At 41.0% G+C, this 24,543-nt stretch carries 5 protein-coding genes; 3 read left to right on the forward strand and 2 right to left on the reverse strand.

What is annotated here, in order from left to right; all coding sequences use genetic code 11:
• Positions 1-357 precede the first annotated feature (357 nt).
• Positions 358-513, reverse strand: coding sequence for a hypothetical protein (locus IQ228_RS03280; RefSeq protein ID WP_193962153.1), 156 nt, complete (start codon positions 511-513; stop codon positions 358-360).
• On the reverse strand, positions 513-1,112 hold the full coding sequence (locus IQ228_RS03285; RefSeq protein ID WP_228043663.1) for a type II toxin-antitoxin system VapC family toxin: 600 nt from the start codon (positions 1,110-1,112) through the stop codon (positions 513-515). Before IQ228_RS03285 ends, IQ228_RS03280 begins: the two co-directional genes overlap by 1 nt.
• Positions 1,113-1,543: 431 nt before the next feature.
• Between IQ228_RS03285 and IQ228_RS03290 the strand changes: the two genes are divergently transcribed.
• The 3 genes from IQ228_RS03290 to IQ228_RS03320 all read left to right on the forward strand — a co-directional run.
• Complete coding sequence (locus IQ228_RS03290; RefSeq protein WP_193962154.1) at positions 1,544-15,988, forward strand: Calx-beta domain-containing protein; 14,445 nt, start codon at positions 1,544-1,546, stop codon at positions 15,986-15,988.
• A gap of 269 nt (positions 15,989-16,257) precedes the next feature.
• Positions 16,258-23,757 (forward strand): choice-of-anchor I family protein, encoded by a 7,500-nt coding sequence (locus tag IQ228_RS26370; protein WP_228043664.1) that lies wholly within the window; start codon positions 16,258-16,260, stop codon positions 23,755-23,757.
• Between the two features lie 265 nt (positions 23,758-24,022).
• A partial coding sequence (locus IQ228_RS03320) for a Uma2 family endonuclease (protein ID WP_193962155.1) occupies positions 24,023-24,543 on the forward strand: 521 nt, incomplete at its 3' end.

Below are 24,543 nucleotides of genomic sequence, written 5' to 3' on the forward strand. Positions count from 1 at the left end.
AGAGACAACCCTAACCCTCCCCTTGTAAAGGGGAGGGAACTGGATTTTTATTGTTTCCCCCCTTTACAAGGGGGGACTAAGGGGGGTAGCAATGTGATGAAAATTACGGAATACCACTTTTCAAACATCCTCTTAGATAAATTAGATTTTGCTTTTTGTGTATCCCATTCAAATTCCATACATATAATTAAATTTTAGACGCAGTAATTATAACATTATTACAAGCGATCGCATCCCACATCCCCAAAAAGCGAACTGCTTGCAGCAGCGCTTACGCTATCGCCCTCCCACATCCCCAAACAGCGATCGCATTTACTATAATTACGGAAAGGGGATCATTATTAAACAATCAGAAAGTTAGTGACTGTTTAACTTATGTTTTCCTTGTTTATATTGTTGTTGTAATTCTATATAATACTGAATTAATTTATGCGGATCATGCTGATTATTTTGAGAAATTTGATGACGGATTTCTCGAATTTGTTGCAGTACAGAATCATCAAGAGTAATCATTATTCATTATCCATTAATTCTAACGGTGTTACCAAGGCAGGAACATACAAACCTAGCATAACATTAACTCGCCTAATATGCCCGAATTTGTTAGCGTTGGCTAAGTGACGACAATTCCAAGTTAACAAGAAATCACATTTATGATAGGCTGCTAAAGCAAGATGGAGAGCATCACCTAAAGGATCATTAGGCATAACCTGATTTTGAATATAGGTTTGGACAATTTCTACAATTTCTGGTTCAATATCTATCAAAGGAATATCATTGAGAAGTTCAATAACTTCTTCTTTATTAGGAAAATTGCCTTTATTAAGTTCATCTAAAACTGCAATACTTGTCACTACTTCATATTGCTGTCTTACTGTATTCCACCAAAAACGAGTCCATTCTTTACGGGCTATCATATCCGGTTCAGTCCGAATTTCATAGTAAAAGCTAGGAATACTGGTTTCAATGTAAATTTTTGATTTCACTATGTTGAATTTATAAAGTTCCAATTCTAACACGGAAAGGGTAATCCATATACCATAATATCGCACCCCATATCCTAAATAGCGATCGCTCTCCCATATCCCAAAAGCGATCGCACATCCCATCATCCCAAAGAGCGATTCCTACGGAGCGCTTCGCTATCGCACTCCCTCAACTTCCCAAACAGCGATCGCCCTCCCATATCCCAAAAGAGATCGCTCTCCCCCACATCCCTAAAAGCGATCGCTCTCCCATATCCCAAATAGCGATTCCTAGGTCGCGCTTCGCTATCGCTCTCCCACATCCCCAAAATAGTTAACTGACAAGTCAGCGTTTGTGAGATGCTATCACAAAGTCTCTCTTTATGTATATTTACTAAAGATATATTATAGCACCAGCTAATTTAATTACAACATACTCCCGTGTCAACCTACTCAGGTAAGATTCTTGAGGAAAAATTTCCAATCTCTAACTTTTGGTAGATGTCAGATTTTTGTATACTCAATATTATTTTTTTGCTACAGCTACGCGCGAAAATTATTAATTACCATATATTTTTATGACATCTACACCTGCCAATAGCTCTCTTACCGATAATTTGTATCTAAATCAGGTTTTATTACTAGCATTAGAACAAATAGAACTGTATCTACAAGATTTTGCGAACAGTGAAGAGTTTGTGGCAAAGATGCGGTTGGCTTTTGGGGAGACTTTTGATCCAGAAGCAGTTTTAAATCTGGGAAATGCTTGGAAAAATCAAGATTTTAGCAACATCCCAGCAATTACCATTCTTTCTTCAGCAGAGTTAAATGGCGCAAATGGGGCTTATGCTGCTGCGACAAATACAATTTATCTATCGCAGGAATTTTTAACGAGTCATCAGGGAGATGTCGCAAGTATCACCAGCGTTATTTTAGAAGAAATAGGTCATTGGGTTGATAGCCAAATTAATACTGTTGATTCACTTGGAGATGAAGGGGCGATTTTCTCGGCTTTGGTGCTGAGGGAAAATCTGAATGCTGAAACTTTGCAGGTGTTAAAAGCAGAGGATGACCACGGGACAATATTGTTGAATGGTCAAGTTATCACAGTAGAACAAGCGGTTACTGATGATAACGATACAAGCGCGACTGCCACCGATTTAGGGAATCTGACCTACGATACCACCACATTAGGAAGTCTCAAACAGCAAACAATCTCAGAACTGGTTGGTGGAACAACTGATCCAGCGGACTTCTATAAATTCTCCCTGACTCAGAAAAATGGACTCTCACTGAATCTAAGCGCGACTGCCAATACCAACTTTCAGATTCTCAGTGAAAGCAATAATACAATTGCGACCCTCAGTGCTGGCTCTTCTAGTGGCTCATTTAACTACTTTCTCAATCTTGACCCTGGTACTTATTATCTCAAAACTAGCACCGCCGTTGCTACAGACCGTGCTTCCTACATTTCTAAATTACAATTTTCCCCCACTGATACCCAGACTGATACCTTTAGGATGACCTACCCAGACCCGACACAACTAGGTACTTTGGGAATAAATGGTACGCTTTCTAGTCAAGGGACACTTTTTTCTTCTCTATACTTATCCTATGATAGCCAGACCCGTTACGACAACTATACCTTCACACTCAGTGATGATGCTAAGGTTAAATTTGACCTGACTGCACTCAAAAACACCGCTTCTACTTATCTGAATATTAGCAGTCAAAATGGCACAAGTGTTGGTTCAGTAAGTATTGGTAACTTTAATGATCCATTTAGTAGCATTTCTACGACTGGCAGCGTTGAAAAGACTCTCTTAGCGGGAACTTATAATATTAGTCTTTCTGGAAGTGGTTCCTCTACTTACGACTCTGCTACCCAAACTTATAATTATTCTCCCACCCTATATGAGCTTAAACTGAGTTCTAGTTCCACCGATTCTAGCAATACTGATGTGGGCAATGATGCAGGAACTGCCACCGATTTAGGGAATCTGACCTACGATACCACCACATTAGGAAGTCTCAAACAGCAAACAATCTCAGAACTGGTTGGTGGAACAACTGATCCAGCGGACTTCTATAAATTCTCCCTGACTCAGAAAAATGGACTCTCACTGAATCTAAGCGCGACTGCCAATACCAACTTTCAGATTCTCAGTGAAAGCAATAATACAATTGCGACCCTCAGTGCTGGCTCTTCTAGTGACTCGTTTAACTACTTTCTCAATCTTGACCCTGGTACTTATTATCTCAAAACTAGCACCGCCGTTACTACAGACCGTGCTTCCTACATTTCTAAATTACAATTTTCCCCCACTGATACCCAGACTGATACCTTTAGGATGACCTACCCAGACCCGACACAACTAGGTACTTTGGGAATAAATGGTACGCTTTCTAGTCAAGGAACACTTTTTTCTTCTCTATACTTATCCTATGATAGCCAGACCCGTTACGACAACTATACCTTCACACTCAGTGATGATGCTAAGGTTAAATTTGACCTGACTGCACTCAAAAACACCGCTTCTACTTATCTGAATATTAGCAGTCAAAATGGCACAAGTGTTGGTTCAGTCAGTATTGGTAACTATAGTCCATTTAGTACCATTTCTACGACTGGCAGCGTTGAAAAGACTCTCTTAGCCGGAACTTATAATATTAGTCTTTCTGGAAGTGGTTCCTCTACTTACGACTCTGCTACCCAAACTTATAATTATTCTCCCACCCTATATGAGCTTAAAGTGATTACGGGAACAGGACAATTCAGCCCTGGCGCGATCGCATTTAGTAGCAGTAGCTATAGCGTGAACGAAGAGGGTACAGCCGTTCAAGCCATTACCTTAACCCGTATCAATGGTAGTGATGGCATTGTTACGGTTACTGTCACACCCAGCAATGGTACAGCAACACAGCCTTCAGACTACAACGGTACTCCCATTGTGGTTTTCTTTGATAATGGGCAGATTTCAAAAACAGTCGTTGTTCCCATCGTTGATGACACACAACTTGAAGTTATTGAAACCGTCAATCTGACCCTGAGTAACCCCACAGGTGGCGCAACATTAGGAACACAACAAACAGCAACTCTGAATATCATTGATAATGATGCTGTACCAGGAGTTATTCAATTTAGCAATGCTAACTATTCCGTTAATGAAAATGGTACACCTGTCACCGCAGTTACTTTAACTCGGACTAATGGTAGTGATGGAGAAGTTAGTGCGACTATTAGCTTAACTAATAGTACAGCTACAGCCGGAAGTGACTATAATAATTCACCAATTACAGTTAATTTTGCTAATGGGGAAACCAGTAAGACGGTTACTATTCCTATTGTTAACGACACCCAATTTGAACCTGATGAAACCATTAACTTAACCCTGACTAACCCCCAAGGTGGTGCAACTTTAGGAACGCAAACAACAGCCACATTAACCATCATTAACGATGATTTACCCAAACGGGGGACAATTAGCTTAAATAGTAGCACTTATACTGTTAACGAAAATGGAACATTCAGTGTTGATTTGACTCGTATAGGGGGAAGTGATGGTGAAGTTAGCGTTACTTTAACTCCTACTGATGGCACAGCTACAGCAGGTAGTGATTATAATAATTCACCAATTACGGTGACTTTTGCTAATGGGGAAACTAATAAAAACGTCACCATTCCTATTATTGATGACAATGTTTACGAACCTACAGAAACCGTCAATTTAGCTTTATCTAACCCCACAGGTGGCGCAACATTAGGAACGCAACAAACAGCAGTTTTAAATATCATTGATAATGATGCTGTACCAGGAGTTATTCAGTTTAGCAATGCTAACTATTCAGTTAATGAAGATGGTACACCTGTCACCGCAGTTACTTTAACTCGCACTAATGGTAGTGATGGAGAAGTTAGTGCGACTATTAGCTTAACTAATAGTACAGCTACAGCCGGAAGTGACTATAATAATTCACCAATTACAGTTAATTTTGCTAATGGGGAAACCAGTAAGACGGTTACTATTCCTATTGTTAACGACACCCAATTTGAACCTGATGAAACCATTAACTTAACCCTGACTAACCCCCAAGGTGGTGCAACTTTAGGAACGCAAACAACAGCCACATTAACCATCATTAACGATGATTTACCCAAACGGGGGACAATTAGCTTAAATAGTAGCACTTATACTGTTAACGAAAATGGAACATTCAGTGTTGATTTGACTCGTATAGGGGGAAGTGATGGTGAAGTTAGCGTTACTTTAACTCCTACTGATGGCACAGCTACAGCAGGTAGTGATTATAATAATTCACCAATTACGGTGACTTTTGCTAATGGGGAAACTAATAAAAACGTCACCATTCCTATTATTGATGACAATGTTTACGAACCTACAGAAACCGTCAATTTAGCTTTATCTAACCCCACAGGTGGCGCAACATTAGGAACGCAAAAAACAGCTATCCTGAATATTGTTGATAATGATGCTGTACCAGGAGTTATTCAGTTTAGCAATGCTAACTATTCAGTTAATGAAGATGGTACACCTGTCACCGCAGTTACTTTAATTCGTACTAATGGTAGTGATGGTGAAGTTAGTGTTAGCATTAACCTCACTAATGGTACAGCAAATGCAGTAAATGATTACAATAACACTCCTATTACCGTTAACTTTGCTAATGGTGAAACCAGTAAGACAGTTACTATTCCGATCATTGATGATGCCATTTTTGACCCGAATCAAACCATTAATTTAACGCTTTCTAATCCCACAAATGGTTCAATTGTTGGAAATCAAAATATTTCCATTGTTACCATTATTGATAATGACATCTCCAGGCTTTCTCTTGTTCTTAATCAAGACAATATTTATGAAGGCGAAACTGCTACTGGAATAATTACTCGCAATACCGAAGATCAATCTAGTGAATTAGTTATTATTCTTGCTTCTAGCGACACTAAAGAAGCAATTGTTCCCGAAACAGTAACTATTCCTGTCAATCAAGATTCGGCTACTTTTAGCTTAACAGGTGTTAATGATGGGACTTTTGATGCCAATCAAAACGTGACAATTACGGCATCGAAAACTGGTTTTAATAGTGGAATAGATACCATAGTTATTAAAAACGCTGATTTACCTGATTTAGCAGTTAGTAATATTGTTGCTCCAATCAATGCCCAATCAGAACAAGCAATAGATATTACGTGGACTTTAACAAATCAAGGCAATGTAACTGCTTCTGGAAGTTGGGTGGATTACATTTATCTATTCGATGATGCCAACATAGGCAATGATAAATTTTTAGGAGCTTTCACTTTTGATGGAGCGATCGCACCGGGTGCTTCTATTGATCGTACTCAATCAATCACGCTACCTTTAATACTTAGCGGTAATCAACGAATTATCGTCTCAACTGATGCCAGTAATCAAATTCCAGAGCGTTTGGGAACTGAAACAAATAATACAACGATTGATGATATCCCCATCGCTGTTAGTTTAAAACCCTTACCCAATCTTCAAGTATCTAGTGTTGTAGCGCCTCCAACAGCCTTCTCTAGCCAATCAACCGCCATTCAATGGACAGTGACAAATGCGGGAAATGCTGCTACCAGTTCACCCTACTGGAATGATGAGGTTTATTTGTCTCTAGACAATACTTTTGATAATACCGACATTTATTTAGGTCAAGCCACCAATCCCAGTTATCTCAATGCTGGAGATAGCTATACCAATAGTCTCAACGTTACCTTACCCCGTGGTGTTAGTGGCAATTACTCTTTCCTTGTTAAAACCGATGTAAATAATAACGTTTTTGAAAATGCCAAAGAAGGGGATAATTTTGGCTCAGGTGGTCCCACTAATGTTTCTCTCACACTGCCGCCAGATTTCCAGGTTACAACTGTAACAACTCCCTCTCAAGCTTTTTCGGGTCAACCCCTTAATCTTAGCTGGACAGTCACCAATAAGGGACAGGGCAAAAATCTGGAAACCTCTTGGTATGATCAAGTATTCATGTCAGCAGATGAAGTATTAGATGGAAGCGATCGCAATTTAGGAACGTTTTATCGTAGCGGCACTCTCAACAATGACGAAAACTACACAACCTCACAAACTGTTACTTTGCCTATTGGGGTAAGTGGAGATTATTTCTTCTTTGTGCGGACGGATGCGGGTAATCAAGTCTACGAAAATGCCTTTGATGGAAATAATACAGGCTACAAGGCGATCGCCACTCGCATTAACCTCACGCCACCGCCTGATTTAGAGTTTGATTTTGTTGATGCACCTAGTCAAGCTACTTCCAGCCGTCCATTAAATTTTGCCTATCAAATCACTAACTATGGTGCGACTAGCACTCCGAATAACTCTTGGACAGATACCTTCTATCTATCTCTTGATAACCAACTTGATGCCGATACAGACCTAAAAATCGGCAGTCAAACCCATTATGGCAGTTTGGCTTCTAATGGTTCTTATACTAGTAACTTCAGTTATACCCTTTCCAATACTATTACAGGTAATTATTACCTCTTCGCCGTCACTGATAGTAGTAATCAGGTTTTTGAACTCAACAAGATAAACAATACTGCTTTTGATGCTACGCCTATAACCATAACCAGTAAACCACCCGATTTAGTGGTTTCCTCCGCTACTGTTCCCACAACCACAGAATCAAACCAACAAATCCGGGTAGATTGGACGGTGACAAACCAAGGAACGGGAGACACGGTTGTTAATAACTGGAAAGATCAGGTGATTTTTTCGGCAGATAGTCAGATTGGTAATAGCGATGACATTTCATTAGGATCATTTAATCGTAACGAACTCTTAAATTCCAATGGTTTCTATAGTCGTAGTGAATTAGTGATAATTCCGATTCAGGCGATCGGACAATATCAAGTATTTGTAATTACAGATACTAGTGATAGCGTTTATGAAGCACTTAATGAGAATAATAATGTCTCAGCAGGACAAGCCTTGACGGTAACACGCCTAACCCCTGATTTACAGGTAACTAAAGTAACTGCCCCCATAATAGCCAACTCAGGGAAAGCAATTCGAGTGGCATGGACAGTAACAAATTTAGATACAGGGAGTACGGCTGTCACTAAATGGACAGACAAGGTTATTCTTTCCACAGACAATCAAATTGGCAATAGCGATGACATTTTGTTAGGGTCATTTGATCGCAATGAACTCTTAAACGCCAATGACTCCTACAATCGTAGCGAATTAGTTACTCTTCCCATCACAACAGGTGGACAATATCAGTTATTTGTTGTCACCGATGCCAATGAAAACGTCTACGAGGCGAACAAGGAAAACAATAACGTCTCAACAAGTCAATTTCTAACAATATCACAACAAAGCCCCGATTTACAAGTTACTCAGGTAATTGCCCCCACAACCGCAGAATCGGGACAATCGTTAACGATTAATTGGACGGTTCAGAATTTCGGCACGAACCCCACCAATAGCAATTATTGGTACGAGAAAGTTTACCTTTCTACAGATAAACAGATCAGCAGTGATGATGTTGTCTTGGGTTCGGTCTATCGTTCTGGCGCTATAGAACCCTCCGGTCAATATACTGTTTCCCGTAGCTTTAATTTGCCAATTAATTTACAAGGTAGTTATTACACCCTTGTGCAGACAGATAGTGAAAATAATGTTTTTGAGGGGTCTTTAGAAAATAATAATAATGGGTCAACGTCAAGTAGCACAACTGTCAGTTTAACCCCCACTCCTGATTTAGTTATTGATAGTATAGATGCGCCTACAACGGGCATCAGTGGTCAAAATCTCGCAGTTAATTGGACAGTTCGCAATGCCGGAATAGCGCCCACGAAAGAGATGAATTGGTACGAAGTCTTCTATCTCTCCCGTGACCAAATTTTTGATAAAAATACGGATACTTATCTGGGTTACAGTTTCTTTAATGGCAACCTAGCAGCCGAAGAGATTTACAGTAAAACCCAATCATTCCGCCTTCCCCAAGGGCTTTCTGGGTCAGTCTATCTCTTTGCCGTAACGGATGCCGACAACTCTATTTACGAGCGCACAGGTGAGGATAATAACGTTGTTTATGACATTAATCCTGTTACCCTGACGTTACCTCAACCCGCAGATTTAGTGGTAGGAACGATGACGATTCCGAGCAATGGCATAGCAGGACGCAATGCAACTATCACTTATACGGTAACGAATCAGGGCGCAAATCCTGTTCAGGGTAATTGGTCGGATTCTGTCTATATATCGAAAGATAATCAATGGGATATCAATGATGCTTTCTTGGGACAAGTGCAAAATTCAGATGAGTTAGCCAGTGGTAATAGTTATACTCAAACATTAACTGCACCTTTACCTGGGTTAGTACCAGGAGACTACCAGATTATTATTCGTAGTGATATCCGCAATCAAATTCCTGAATCGAATGAAACTAACAACCTGAAAGCTACATTAGATCAGGTGAATGTTGATTTGGAACGCCTGACTTTGGGAATACCTAGCACAGGAACTTTAGGTCAAAATCAAGGAGTTTACTATCGCTTGGATGTAGGCGCTGGGGAAACACTACGGTTGAAGTTAGATAGTGCCTCCACAACGGCGGTAAATGAGTTATATATTCGTTATGGTGAGACACCCACTCGTTCTCTATTTGATGCTGGTTTCTCTGAGGCTTTATCATCTGATCAAGAAATAATAATTCCAACAACTCGCGGTGGAACTTATTATGTTCTGGCTTATGGAAGTAATGTGCAGGAAGGTACGCCTAATTATAATATTCAAGCCGATGTCCTAGACTTCTCTATTAGTGGGTTAGGAACGAGTTTAGGTAGCAATAAGGGGCAAACCACTGTCAAGATTTCTGGGGCTAAATTCACAGTCAACGATGTTGTCAATTTAATTGCAACAGATGGAACAAAACGTCAAGCCAGTAAAGTTTGGTGGAAAAATAGCGCTGAATTATGGGCAACTTTTGATTTACAGGGACTTAATATTGGGAATTATGATGTTAGGGTGAGTCATGACACCCAAACAGCGACTTTAGATGATGCCTTCATTGTTACTAATGGGGCAATTGGAAATCTATCTGTCAGTGTTGATGCTCCTAGTGCTTTACGTCCGGGACAAGCTGGAATTGTTACTGTTAATTATACCAATACAGGGGAAACAGATATTGTTGCACCCTTGCTAACTTTAGTGGCTGAAAATGCAAATTTAAAATTGCCAGAACAAACCGAGTTAGTAGGGTCTAGTTTACAATTTCTGGGAATTAATTCCCAAGGTCCAGCAGGTATTATTCCACCAGGAGCGAGTGGTAGCCTTTCACTATTATTTAACCCAACTGTTGATAATGGAAGTATTAATTTCTCCATATCCCAAGCTTCACAAGACCAAATAATTGATTGGTCTAATCTAAAAGATCAATCTAAACCAAATAATTTTTCTGATGATGCTTGGGATGCAATTTGGCAAAACTTTGTTACTTCTGTGGGAAATAAAGCAGGTACTTATCAGGCAGTATTAGCGGATAATGCTAACCATTTAAGCCAACTGGGAGAATACACCAATGATGCTATTCGTTTATTAGGCTTTGAATTACAACAAGTTAGTAATTCCTTATTAGGAAGCAATCAGGGCGATTCAATTGATCAACGTTTCAGCACTGGAACTTTTGGACGTGGTGGGGTTAATGATTGGGATATTAAAGCCATTTCTGATAGTGATGGCGATGTTACCTTATTCTTTGGCAATTCTCCTAAATTATTTACTAAGCAAAGTAATGGCAGTTATCAAGGACTATCAGGTGATAATGCAACCTTAACTCAAGAGAGTGGTATTTATCGGTTAAGGGAAGAAGATGGAAGCCTAATTGCTTTTCGCTTAGATGGCAAATTTGATTATATTGAGGACACGAATCAAAATCGAATTACAGCCAGTTATACAGATGGTAAGTTAACCCGTTTAGTCCATTCTGATAGTAATTATCTTGCTTTTTCTTACAATGCTCAAGGTTTGGTTAGTCAAACGACAGACCAAGATAATTGGACGACTACCTATGAATATGACACAAATGGTGAGTATTTACTCAAGATTACAACGCCGGAAGGAACAACGAGTTACACCTACGAAACTAACTCTACCAGTGGTAGCCTACACGCAATTAAATCAGTTAGGTTTTCAGATAATACGGGTCTTTTTTATGAATACGACAGTCAAGGAAGACTGATTAAGCAAAGTTTAGATGGAAATGCTGAACCTATCACCTATAGCTATGACTCAACCGGAGGAGTAACAATTACTGATGTCTCTGGTGCTGTGAGTAAGCTGTTATATAATGATCTGGGAACTGTAGGAAGAATTGAAGACCCACTCAAACGGATTACCCAATATCAATATGATAGTGATGGAAATCTCACTAAGTTAACTGCCGCCGATAATACTGTCTCAACTTTCACTTACGATAATCAAGGCAATATTATCTCCTCTGTTAATTCCCTTGGACAGCAGATTAAATATTCTTACGAGAATACCTTTAATCAACTTGCAAGTCTCCAAGATCAACGCGGTAATCTTCTGAATTACAGTTATGATAATCAGGGAAATTTGCAAGAAATAACCTATGCAGATGACAGTAAAGATAAGTTTAGCTATGATGCTACTGGGAATTTAACTGTTGCTGTTAACCGTCGCAATCAAAATATTAGCTACACTTACAATTCGGAAGGATTATTAACCCGTAAAGATTTTGCCAATGGCACATCAGCTACCTATACCTATGACAGTAGGGGAAATATTTTATCTGCGGTTGATTCTGATAGTTCTGTCACTTACGCTTATGATAGTGTAGACCGTCTAACTAAAGTCAGTTATGCTGCTAACCGTTTCCTAGAGTTTACTTATGATAGTGCTGGTCGTCGTTCTCGGATGGTGGATCAAGATGGATTTACTACCAACTATAACTATGACACTTTAGGAAAGTTAAAGAGTCTCACCGATGCAACGGGAGCGAATATTATTAATTATACCTACGATAATGTAGGTCGTCTCAGTCGTGAAGATAATGGCAATGGAACTTATACAACCTACAGCTATGATTTAGCTGGACAACTGTTAAATCTAGTTAACTATGAATTAGATGGAACAGTAAACTCACGCTTTGATTATACCTATGATAATGTTGGTCGTCGTACCACTATGACGACATTAGAAGGGACAACAACTTATGGGTATGATTCTATTGGGCAATTGAACTTAGTTAATTTACCCAACGGGCGGATTATTGAATATCAATATGATGCTGCTGGTAACAGAATCAAGGTAAAAGATAGCGGTGTAGAAACTGCCTACAACACGAATAATCTCAATCAATACACCAGTGTAGGAGCAGCGATTTATAATTATGATACTGATGGCAATCTGATTACTAAAACTCAAGAAGGTAATACTTGGAGTTACAGTTATGATAGTGAAAATCGGCTGATTGGTGCGGTAACGCCTGACGGAAATTGGAATTATGAATATGATGCGTTAGGAAATCGGATTGCGAGTATTCTTAATGGTCAACGAACTGAATATTTACTTGACCCAAAGGGTTTGGGGGATGTGGTTGGTGAGTATGGTGGTAATGGAAATATCATTGCTCGTTATACGCATGGTTTAGGTTTAGTCAGTCGTGTTGATGGGACGAATGCAGCAAGTTATTATGATGCGGATGCGATTGGTTCAATTATTGGGTTAACTGGTGCAAATGGGAATTATCTAAATCAGTACAGTTATTTACCTTTTGGTGAAAGTTTAAGCACTGTTGAAGCTGTTTCTAACCCCTTTGAATATGTTGGTCAATGGGGGGTAATGCGGGAAGGGAACAGCCTCGACTTCATGCGGGCGAGATTTTATGATCCGCTAACAGGTAAGTTTACCAGTCCTGATCCTTTCGGAATTGGTGGAGGCGATACTAATTTCTATCGCTACAGCGTCAACAACCCAAATAGTTATATTGATCCATCAGGTAATCTTTTCTTTATTCCAATATTAATTGCAGCAGCTATTGGTGCAGGAAGTGGAGCAGTAATTGGAGCAGTTACTGATGCTGGGATTCAGGGAGTTTTAATAGCTACTGGAGTACAGGATAAGTTTAATTGGGGAAGTGTTGGCGAATCTGCTGCCTGGGGTGCAGCCTTGGGTGCAGTTAGTGGTGGAACAGCTGCCGCATTTAGAAATACTACTAAAATTGCGTCCCAAGTCGGAAATCAATTTTCTCACGGAATTCCTGAACGTGCGACTAAAGAACTTATTAAAGGAAAACCCAATCCTGACTATATACCTTGGGTGAAAAAAAATCCTTGGATAGTTGATAAAAATCATCCAATCGGTCGTCTTAATGGAGAGTATATAGACCCTAAAAGACATTATCAAGTAGATCCTAACGCCTATGGTGGAACAGTAATCGGTGGCGGTTCAGTTTCTCCAGCAGGATGGGGCAACAAATTTCCTGGTTGGAGACAAAAACTAAATCGCATACCACTTTGGCTTGCCTCTGGTCCTCTAGGAGGGATTTTAGGAAGTGCAGTTTCGAGAATTATCCGCCCCTCTGACCCCAACGACATCCTCGGACCTGCTGGCTTCGGTGAAGAAAAATGGATTTCTGCTTCCTCAACCCTCCCCTACACCATCCGCTTTGAAAACCAAGCCACTGCTACCGCCCCTGCCCAAACCGTTACCGTTTCCCATCCCCTGGATGCTGACCTAGATTGGCGTACCTTCCGCTTAGGCAGTTTTGGTTGGGGTGGTTTAACCTTTGATGTTCCCGAAAATACCGCATTCTATAACCAACGTCTCGATTTAATAGCAACTCGCGGTTACTTAGTTGATGTAACAGCAGGCATTGACATCGTTAAAGGAGAAGCCTTCTGGACTGTTACCACCATTGACCCCAATACAGGAGATATCCCAGAAAATGCCCTAGTTGGTTTCTTGCCCCCCAATAATACTGATGGCATTGGTGACGGCTTCGTGAACTATACGATCAAAGCCAAACGCGACGTACCAACGGGTACAGTTATTGATGCCAAAGCTACCATTATCTTCGATACTGAAGCTCCCATCGACACACCGCCGATTTTTAACACCCTTGATGCTGGTAAACCTATCAGTACCGTCAATTCTCTAGCTGCAACCGTTTCCACAACTGAATTTTTAGTTACCTGGACAGGAAACGACGACGCTAATGGTTCTGCATTAGCTAACTACACTATTTATGTATCCGATAACGGTGGCGAATTTACTCCTTGGTTGGATAAAACTACGCTGACCGAGGCAACTTATGTGGGTACAATCGGTCATACTTACGCTTTCTATAGTGTGGCAACAGATAACACAGGCTTGACAGAAGCAGCCCCAATTCAAGCTGATGCCACAACAACTGTTTTGGGTATTGTTGATGTAAATCATCCACCAACAATTCAGCAACCAATTGTAGACCAAACCGCCACCGAAAAAACAGCATTTAGCTTTACCATCCCAACCAATACCTTCGCAGATATTGACGCGGGTGATGTCCTTACCTATTCAGCAACATTAGAAAATGGCAATGCTTTACCAAGTTGGTTAACCTTTAATCCCACAACTCGGACTTTTAGCGGTACTTCCACTAATGATAATGTAGGGAATTTGAATGTTAAAGTCGCAGCTACAGATAAAGCCGGTGCAACTGTTAGTGATGTCTTTACCCTCGCAGTTGAAAATATTAACGATGCACCAACATTAGCAAATGCGATCGCAAATCAAACCACAAACGAAGATCAACTATTCAACTTCCAGATTCCCACTAACACCTTTACTGATGTTGATGCTGGTGATGTTCTTACCTATTCCGCAAGATTAGAAAATGGGAATGCTTTACCAAGTTGGTTAACATTTAATCCTACAACTCGCACCTTTAGCGGTACACCAACTAATGACAATGTAGGGAATTTGAATATTAAGGCGATCGCTACAGATAAAGTCGGAGAAAATGTTAGCGATATCTTTACGATTACAGTTGAAAATGTCAACGATGCACCGACATTACAAAATGCAATTGCAGACCAAACCGCCAAACAAGGTAACGCTTTCAACTTCCAAATTCCTACCAACACCTTCACTGATATTGACGCTGGTGATGTTCTCACCTATTCTGCAACCTTAGAAAATGGTAATGCTTTACCAAATTGGTTAACCTTCAATTCTGTAACTCGCACCTTTAGCGGTACTCCCACTAATGATAATGTAGGGAATTTGAATGTTAAGGCGATCGCTACAGATAAAGCTGGGGCAACTGTTAGTGATATCTTTGTAATTGCAGTCGGAAAAATCATTGATAACCAAATCACAACTGTAGGTACTCCAGGAGATGATAAATTAATTGCCACTTCTAGTAGTCAATTCGATGGTCAGAACGACATTGTATTTACAGGTGCAGGTAAAGATGAGGTAGACCTGTCCACTGTATCTGTTTTTCCCAACTCAGGTAACAATATCGTCGATCTTGGTAGCGGTGATGATACAATCTTTGTGAATAAAGGCGATCGCGCTTTCGGTAGTGATGGTAATGATACCTTTGATGCTAGAGATGGCCAAGGTGGCAACCGCATATCTGGTGGTGTGGGTGATGATACCTTCTACTTGGGTAGCAATGACCGCGCTTTGGGTGGTGATGGTAAAGATATCTTCAGAGTTAGTCTTGGTGGTGGTAACTTAATTTCCGGTGGTGCTGGCGCTGACCAATTCTGGATTGTTAATACTGAACTACCCAAAGCTACTAATACCGTGCTTGACTTCCAACTGGGTACTGATGTTATCGGTATTCAAGTTGCTGTCAGTTTAGGTATTACCACATCAACATTGAAGTTAAATCAAGTTGGTGCAGATACCGCGATTGTCTTCAACAATCAAACTTTAGCTACTCTGACTGGTATTCAAGCCAGTAGTTTGAATTTGACAGATTCTAAACAGTTTGTCTTTGCTTAGAATCTAATTCTCCCATAGGGGTTTAGCGCAATGCGTTAAACCCGAAAGTGTTAGCAAGTTCCCATTTAAGAGTTCCGCCGTCTCAACCAGTAATTTAAATCCGTGACAGCTTACTTATCCATTAGGTAAATTTAATCATTTTATAACCTTTTCTAAACCATTTTTAAATCAAAACTATCTATTCTAAGTGATACATCATCATATAGATTTTTTTGCTATATTTTGAACTTATTTGTAAAAAACAATTGATTTAGGTAAGAGGAAATTTAATGGCTCTTAACAATGTTGATTTATCCACCTATGTCAGAGTTGGACGTTACGACCTACCCGAACCTAAGCGGACAACACCGCCCATCAACAGCTTACTGGCTCAGGAGGTTTCCGCAGTAACTTACAATTGGGATACCGATACATTGTTTGTTGTTGGCGATGGTAGCACATCCATAGTGCAAGTATCAAAAACCGGGCAATTGATCAACTCAATGACCTTAGCTCTTGGTAGTAGTCCCCAAGGTACAGACTTTTATGATACAGAAGGACTCACTTATGTTGGCGGCGGTCAGTTCGTTTTAATCGAAGAACGGGACAGACAGGCAAGCTTATTCACATATACAGCAGGGACAACGCTAACCAAAAGCAATGTAAAAACTGTCAAGCTGGGGACAACAGTCGGCAATATTGGGATTGAAGGCATTTCTTGGGACCCGCAAACTAACGGATTCATTGCGGTTAAGGAGATTACACCAGAAGGTATTTTTCAAACAACCATTGACTTTGTGGCGGGAACTGCCAGTAATGGTTCGCCTACCACAGTTAACTCAACTGACCTTTTCGACCCAGCAAAAGCTGGTATTGCCGACTTCGCCGATGTTTTCGCATTGTCAAATCTGTCAGCTTTGAACGGGAAAGCCGATTCTAGCAACATCCTGATATTAAGCCAAGAATCAGGCAAGATTGTCAAGAGCGATCGCGCTGGCAATATCTCCAGTTCACTAACCATCGTCTCTGACCCTGGAAATCCCTTATCCATTGCCGACCAACAACATGAAGGTCTGACAATGGACAAAGATGGTTATCTCTATGTCGTCAGTGAAAATGGCGGTGGTGACATTGATCATCCCCAGCTTTGGGTCTATGCACCCTCCACTGTGCAAGTTGATGGGACAGAAGCAGGAAAAACTGCTGTTAGCGCTGGATTCAAGGGACAAACTATTTTCAATACAGGCTTTATTCCCTCTGGTGCAGCCGGAACAGTAAATGGTCAACAAGTTGCGTTGGGTGGATTGTCCGGTGTAACTTACGATGCGGTAAATAATCGCTATTATGCCATTTCCGACGATCGCTCATCCAATGCCCGTTTTTATACCTTCACTCTTGACCCTGTTACTAATGCGGTAACTTTTACCAACGTTGTCCAACTCAAGAATATTAATGGCAATCCTTTTGCAGTTAATAGCTTAGATACAGAAGGTATTGCTTTAACCAGCAATGGGACAATTTTAATCTCCTCAGAAGGAGAAGTGAGACCAGATTTAGGCGCAAGTCGCGTCACCAATCCCTTCATTAAAGAGTTTAATCTGACTACAGGACAGGAAATTGGCTCTTTACCAGTACCCAATAAATTCCTCCCAGTTCTCCAAGATACTAACAACAATAATGTTGTTGATACAGGTGATACTCAAACATCAGGGGTGCGTAACAACTTAGCATTTGAAAGTCTGACTATTACTCCTGACCAAAAAACCCTATTCACGGCTACAGAAAGCGCCCTCTTTCAAGATGGTGCAATTTCTACAACTACCACCAGCAGCCGTTCCCGGATTATTCAATACAATTTGGTGACAGGACAACCAGAAAAAGAATATTTGTATGTCACTGACCCCATTGCTAAATCCCCTACAGGTGGAACTGCGGCTGATAACGGTTTGGTAGATTTATTAGCAATTGATAATCGTGGGACTTTATTGGCTCTAGAGCGCTCCTTTGCTGTTGGACAAGGAAACACGATCAAAATCTATGAAATTACCCTCCAAGGGGCAACAGACATCAATACAGTTGATTCCTTGAGTAGTCTCAATGCTAATCAATTATCGGCAATTCAACCTGCTCAAAAACGGTTGTTATTAAACCTTGATTCTCTGAATTTGCCCAATAGTGACGGCAATCATCCCACAGGGACAGATAATATTGAAGGTCTGGCGTTGGGTCCAAAATTGGCAGATGGTACACAATCCATTGTTTTGGTGAGTGATAACAACTTTAGTTCTACCCAATTTACGCAAATCCTCACCTTGAGTGCAGATGTAACAGCCATCAACCAAGCACCTACCGCTGTGGTATTGAACAATAAAATCAGTGCAATTGCCGAAAATACCAGCACCAGTCCCGCCATTAAAGTTGCAGACATCACCATCACCGACGATGGACTGGGGACAAATACCCTCAGTTTAACTGGAACAGATGCCAGTTCCTTTGAGATTACGAATAATGGTTTATTTATCAAAACTGGAACTACCCTAGATTTTGAAACCAAGACCAGCTATAGCGTCAACGTCAATGTAGACGACACAACCGTTGGCAACACCCCAGATGCAACCACAGCATTTACCCTAGCTGTCACTGACGTGGTAAATGAGACACCCACCAATAGCAGCATTTTCATCACCGAAGTAGCACCTTGGAGCAGTGGTAACTCACCCGTGGCCGCAGATTGGTTTGAACTAACCAACAAAGGTACAAGTGCCGTAAACATCACAGGCTGGAAATTCGACGATAACTCCAACAGTTTCGCATCTGCTGTCGCTTTGAGCGGTATCACAAGCATCGGCGCAGGTGAATCTGTGATCTTCATCGACGGTGCTACCATCAACACCATTTTCCGCCCCAACTGGTTCGGCGCAAATCCCCCAGCCAGCTTACAGATCGGTAACTACACTGGTTCAGGCGTGGGATTGAGTACATCTGGTGATGCCGTAAATATCTATAATGCTACTGGTGTTCTCCAAGCTAACGTCGTTTTTGGTGTATCACCAGCAGGCCCCTTTGCCACCTTCGACAATGCCGCCTTATTAAACAACGCCACGATCTCCACACTGAGCGCGGCTGGAGTCAACGGCGCGTTCGTAGCTGTCAATTCCAACGCGGAAATCGGCTCTCCCGGCAGGATTAACGCCCCTGCCACCAGTGGAATTACTCTGACTCAAACTGGTGGGACAACCAATGTCACAGAAGGTGGGGCAACGGATAGCTATACAATCGTTTTAAACAGTCAACCAACAGCGGATGTAGCGATCGCCATTAATCCCAACAGTCAATTAACGACTTCCGCAGTCACACTCACCTTTACGCCTGCTAATTGGAATGTGGCGCAAAATGTGACAGTGACTGCGGTTGATGATGTCCTTGTGGAAGGTTCTCATAGTGGTGAAATTACCCACAGTGTCACCAGCACTGATGCTCAATATAACAATATTACCATTAACCCTATTGTAGTCAGCATTACCGATAATGACATTTCAGCATTACCAACAGTCAATCTGGCAGTCAGTAGTAACACAACTTCGGAATCTAGTCGCAATCAAATCACCGTCACAGCAACAGCGTCAGCAGCGGTATCAGGTAATCAAAGCATTACCTTAAATGTAGAGGGGACTGAGATTACTCCTAGTGATTATTATCTCAGCACCGGACTTTTAACTATTCTTAATGGTCAAACCACTGCCACAGCTACCTTTTTCGCCACTGATGATGCAAAAGCTGAAGGGACAGAAACTGCTGTATTAAGACTCAGTACACCATCTTCAGGAATTAGCCTTGGCACAACCACAACCCAAAATATCGCTATCACCAATAATAGTGCTAGTTTAACTAAAGTCAGTGGTTTCACCAGCAGCAATGGTAGTGAAATTACGGCTTTTGATCCAATTAGCGATCGCCTGTTTGTGGTTGCTGGTTCCGTCGTCGAAATCCTCGATCTCTCTAACCCATCTAGTCCCAGCAAAATCGGTGATTTGGCATTTGATACCAGTGGTGATCCTGATGGGACAACTGCGGGTGGTTTTACCCTAATTCCCAATAGTGTGGCTGTCGGTCAAGTAGGAACTGTAAGTGCGGGAATTGTGGCTGTAGCGATCGCCATTACCAATCAAACTACTGCTGACGACAATCCAGGGGAAGTTCAGTTTTTCAATGCGACCACAGGTGCTTTTATTAGTAAGGTGAATGTGGGCTTCTTGCCAGATATGCTCACCTTTACCCCCGATGGCACAAAGGTTTTAACCGCTAATGAAGGTCAACCTAACAATGCTTATACTACCGATCCTGTCGGTTCAGTCAGCATCATTAACCTAGCCGGTGGTGTGGCGACTCCTACCGTCCAAGAAGCATCCTTCACTGCATTCAATAGCCAAATTGATGCCCTCAAAGCGTCAGGAGTGAGAATCTTTGGCCCTGGTTCATCAGTTGCCCAAGATTTTGAACCAGAATATATTACCTTTTCTGGCAATGGGACGAAAGCTTGGGTGACGCTGCAAGAAAACAATGCGATCGCTGTTGTAGACATCGCCACAGCCACAGTAGAGTCAATTTTGCCGTTAGGTGTCAAAGATTATAACAACAGCGTCAACACCACCAATCCTAATGTCTTGGATGCAAGCGATCGGGATGTGAATGGTACTTCTGCTGGTGGTGGGAAAATCAATATTCAGAACTGGCCAGTTTTTGGTTTATATCAACCCGATGCGATCGCCTCTTACACAGTTAATGGTCAAACCTACTACGTTACCGCTAATGAAGGTGATACTCGGTCTTATGCTGGTTTTAATGAAGAAGTTACCGTTTCTAGTCTCAATCTCGACCCCACAGCTTTCCCTGATGGGGCTACCCTCAAACTGAATCAGAATTTGGGTCGTTTGGTAGTTACCAAGACCTTGGGTGATACGGATGGCGATGGAGACTACGATCAAATCTATACCTTCGGCGCTCGTTCCTTCACAATTTGGGATAGTGCTGGTAAACGGGTTTATGATAGCGGCGCAGATTTCGAGCGCATTACGGCGGCAGCCTTACCTAAAAACTTCAATTCCAACAACGATAGTAACAACTTTGATAACCGCAGTGATAACAAAGGACCCGAACCAGAGGGTGTTGTCATTGGAGCGATCGCAAATCGCGTATATGCTTTCATTGGGTTAGAGCGTGTCGGCGGTGTCATGGTCTATGAAGTCACCAATCCCAACAGCCCCGAATTTGTCCAATATGTCAATACCCGCGATTTCAGCCTTAGTCCTACTTCCGGTGTAACTGATTCTGGACCGGAAGGATTAACCTTTATTTCCGCCAACGATAGCCCCAACAGTAAACCTTTATTGGTGGTTGCTAACGAAACTAGCAAAACTACTGCCATTTTTGAAGTCAATATACCCATCAACGATGCACCGACATTAGCAAATACAATTGCAGACCAAACCGCCAAACAAGGTAACGCTTTCAGTTTCCAAATTCCCAACAATACCTTCACAGATATTGATGCTGGTGATGTTCTGACTTATTCCGCAACATTAGAAAATGGCGATGCTTTACCAAGTTGGTTGACTTTCAATTCTGCAACTCGCACCATTAGCGGTACTCCCACTAATGACAATGTTGGGAACTTGAATGTTAAAGTCACAGCTACAGATAAAGCTGGAACATCTGCTAATGATATTTTTGCGATCGCAGTCGAAAATGTCAACGATGTACCAACATTAGCAAATACAATTGCAGATCAAACCGCCAAACAAGGTAACGCTTTCAGTTTCCAAATTCCTACCAATACCTTCACAGATATTGACGCTGCTGATGTTCTTACCTATTCCGCAACATCAGAAAATGGCAATGCTTTACCAACTTGGTTAACCTTTAATACGACAAATCGCACCTTTAGCGGTACTCCCACCAATGACAATGTGGGTAGTTTGAATATTAAGGCGATCGCTACAGATAAAGCCGGGGCAACTGTTAGTGATATCTTTGTAATTACAGTTGAAAATGTCAACGATGCACCCGTTCTCAAAAATCCACTTTTAGATCAAACAGTTAAGGTTAATTCTACCTTTACATTTACACTACCCAAAGATACCTTCTCCGATGCAGACGCAATTAATCCCTATAAAAACCTCGTCATCTTTGGTGATAGCCTCTCAGATACAGGTAACGCCTACAAAGCATCCGGTAACACCTTTCCAGCACCACCCAACTATCAAGGTCGTTTTTCTAATGGCTTAGTTTGGGTTGATTACTTTGCACATGATTTACAATTTACAGACCAATCAATTCAAAACTACGCCTTTGTGGGCGCAAATACAGGAGTAAGTAATACTTTTGGGCAAATAACCGTACCTGGATTACTCACACAAATTCAGCAATTTAAAACTGTAAATACCAATTCCATCGGTAAAGATGGACTGTATGTAATTTGGGCTGGTGCTAATGATTTTCTGAATCTTGCCACAGATCCTACTCAAGCTGTGACTAGTGCAGTTACTAATATTAGTAGTGCAATTACAATTTTAGCCGGATTAGGTGCTAAAGAAATTGTTGTTGGCAATTTAGCCGATTTGGGTGCTACTCCTGCGAGTATTGCTAGTAATAATGTAGCTAATGCCAGAGCAATTTCTCTTGGCTTTAATACAGCTTTAAATCAAGCTTTAACTAACTTAGAACCAGCTCTAAATGTTAATTTATCTTTAATAGATAACTTTGGTTCGAGTACAGCAGTTCAGACTAATCCTGCTAATTACAAATTCACGAATATTACCCAACCTCTAATTACAGCCACTAATCCAGTTAATCCTGATCAATATGCTTTCTGGGACGATGTTCATCCCACAACAAGACTGCATCAGTTAGTAACAGATACATTTGAAAACACACTGCTCAATGATGGAGTAATTCCTGATTTAATTAAATATTCCGCCACTTTAGCTGATGGTAGTAAGTTACCAGATTGGCTGAATTTTAACTCTACAACTCGAACCTTTAGCGGTACTCCCAACACAGGAAATGTAGGTAAATTAGATGTCAAGGTAATTGCGACAGATAAAGCCGGGGCAACTGTTAGTGATATCTTTACTCTCGCAGTCAACCAATCTACAACTGTAGGAACTCCAGGAGATGATAAATTAATTGCCACTCCTGGTAGTCAATTCGATGGTCAAAACAATATTGTATTTACAGGTGCAGGTAAAGACGAGGTAGACCTGTCCACTGTATCTGTTTTTCCCAACTCAGGTAACAATATCGTCGATCTTGGTAGCGGTGATGATACTATCTATGTGCATAAGGGCGATCGCGCTTTCGGTAGTGATGGTAATGACACCTTTGATGCCAGAGATGGTCAAGGTGGCAACCGCATATCCGGTGGTGTCGGTGATGATACCTTCTACTTGGGTAGCAATGACCGCGCTTTAGGTGGTGATGGTAAAGATAAATTCTACGTTAGTCTTGGTGGTGGTAACTTAATTTCCGGTGGTGCTGGCGCTGACCAATTCTGGATTGTCAATGCTGAATTACCCTCTTCGGCTAATACCGTGCTTGACTTCCAACTGGGTACGGATGTTATCGGTATTCAAGGCGCTGTTAGCTTAGGTATTACCACCTCTACACTCCAGTTAAATCAAGTTGGTGCAGATACTGCGATTGTCTTCAATAATCAAACTTTAGCTACTCTGACTGGGATTCAAGCCAGTAGTCTGAGTTTGACGAATACTAATCAGTTTGTCTTTGCTTAGAATCTAAGTCATCAGTTAGGGGTTTAACGCAATGCGTTAAACCCTGATGGGCAAAATCTCTGTAATTTGGTTTGCATCTTTTTGATGGAAAACCACTGTGAAAAGTGTAATCAATCTCAGAAATCTGGGTTATTTTCTAACATACCTCTAAGATACAAAGCTATCGCTTGACAATCAAGACAGTCGCTACAAAAGTTATAATTATAACTTAGTCGAGAAACTTGTAGAAGCGATCGCCAACCCATAAAACCTATAAATTAAAATTATGACTCTCGCACAAGAAACACGCTACTATTCACCTGAAGAATACCTAGAATTAGAGGTAAACTCAGAAATACGTCACGAATATATCAACGGATTAATTATACCCATGACAGGCGGAACACCCAATCACAACCAACTTGCACTTAATTTCAGTGGTACACTCAATTATCTTCTTAAACGTCAACCTTATCAAGTCTTTGTAACAGATCAACGTCTTTGGATTGCCACCAGAAAAATTCATACCTACCCTGATATTATGGTTGTGAAAAATCCCTTAGAATATGAAGAAGGAAGAAAAGACACTTTAGTAAATCCTGTGATGATTGCAGAAGTATTATCAAAATCTACCAAAAGCTATGATAGAGATGAAAAATTTGCAGCTTATCGGACAATTCCCAGCTTACAAGAATATATTTTAATTGATCAATACACAATGCACATTGAACAATATTTTAAAACCGATAATAATAAATGGATATTTTCTGAATTTACAGACGGAGATAGTAGCTTAAACCTATCTTC

This window comes from Dolichospermum sp. LEGE 00246 (genome assembly GCF_015207865.1).
Lineage (GTDB): Bacteria > Cyanobacteriota > Cyanobacteriia > Cyanobacteriales > Nostocaceae > Dolichospermum > Dolichospermum heterosporum.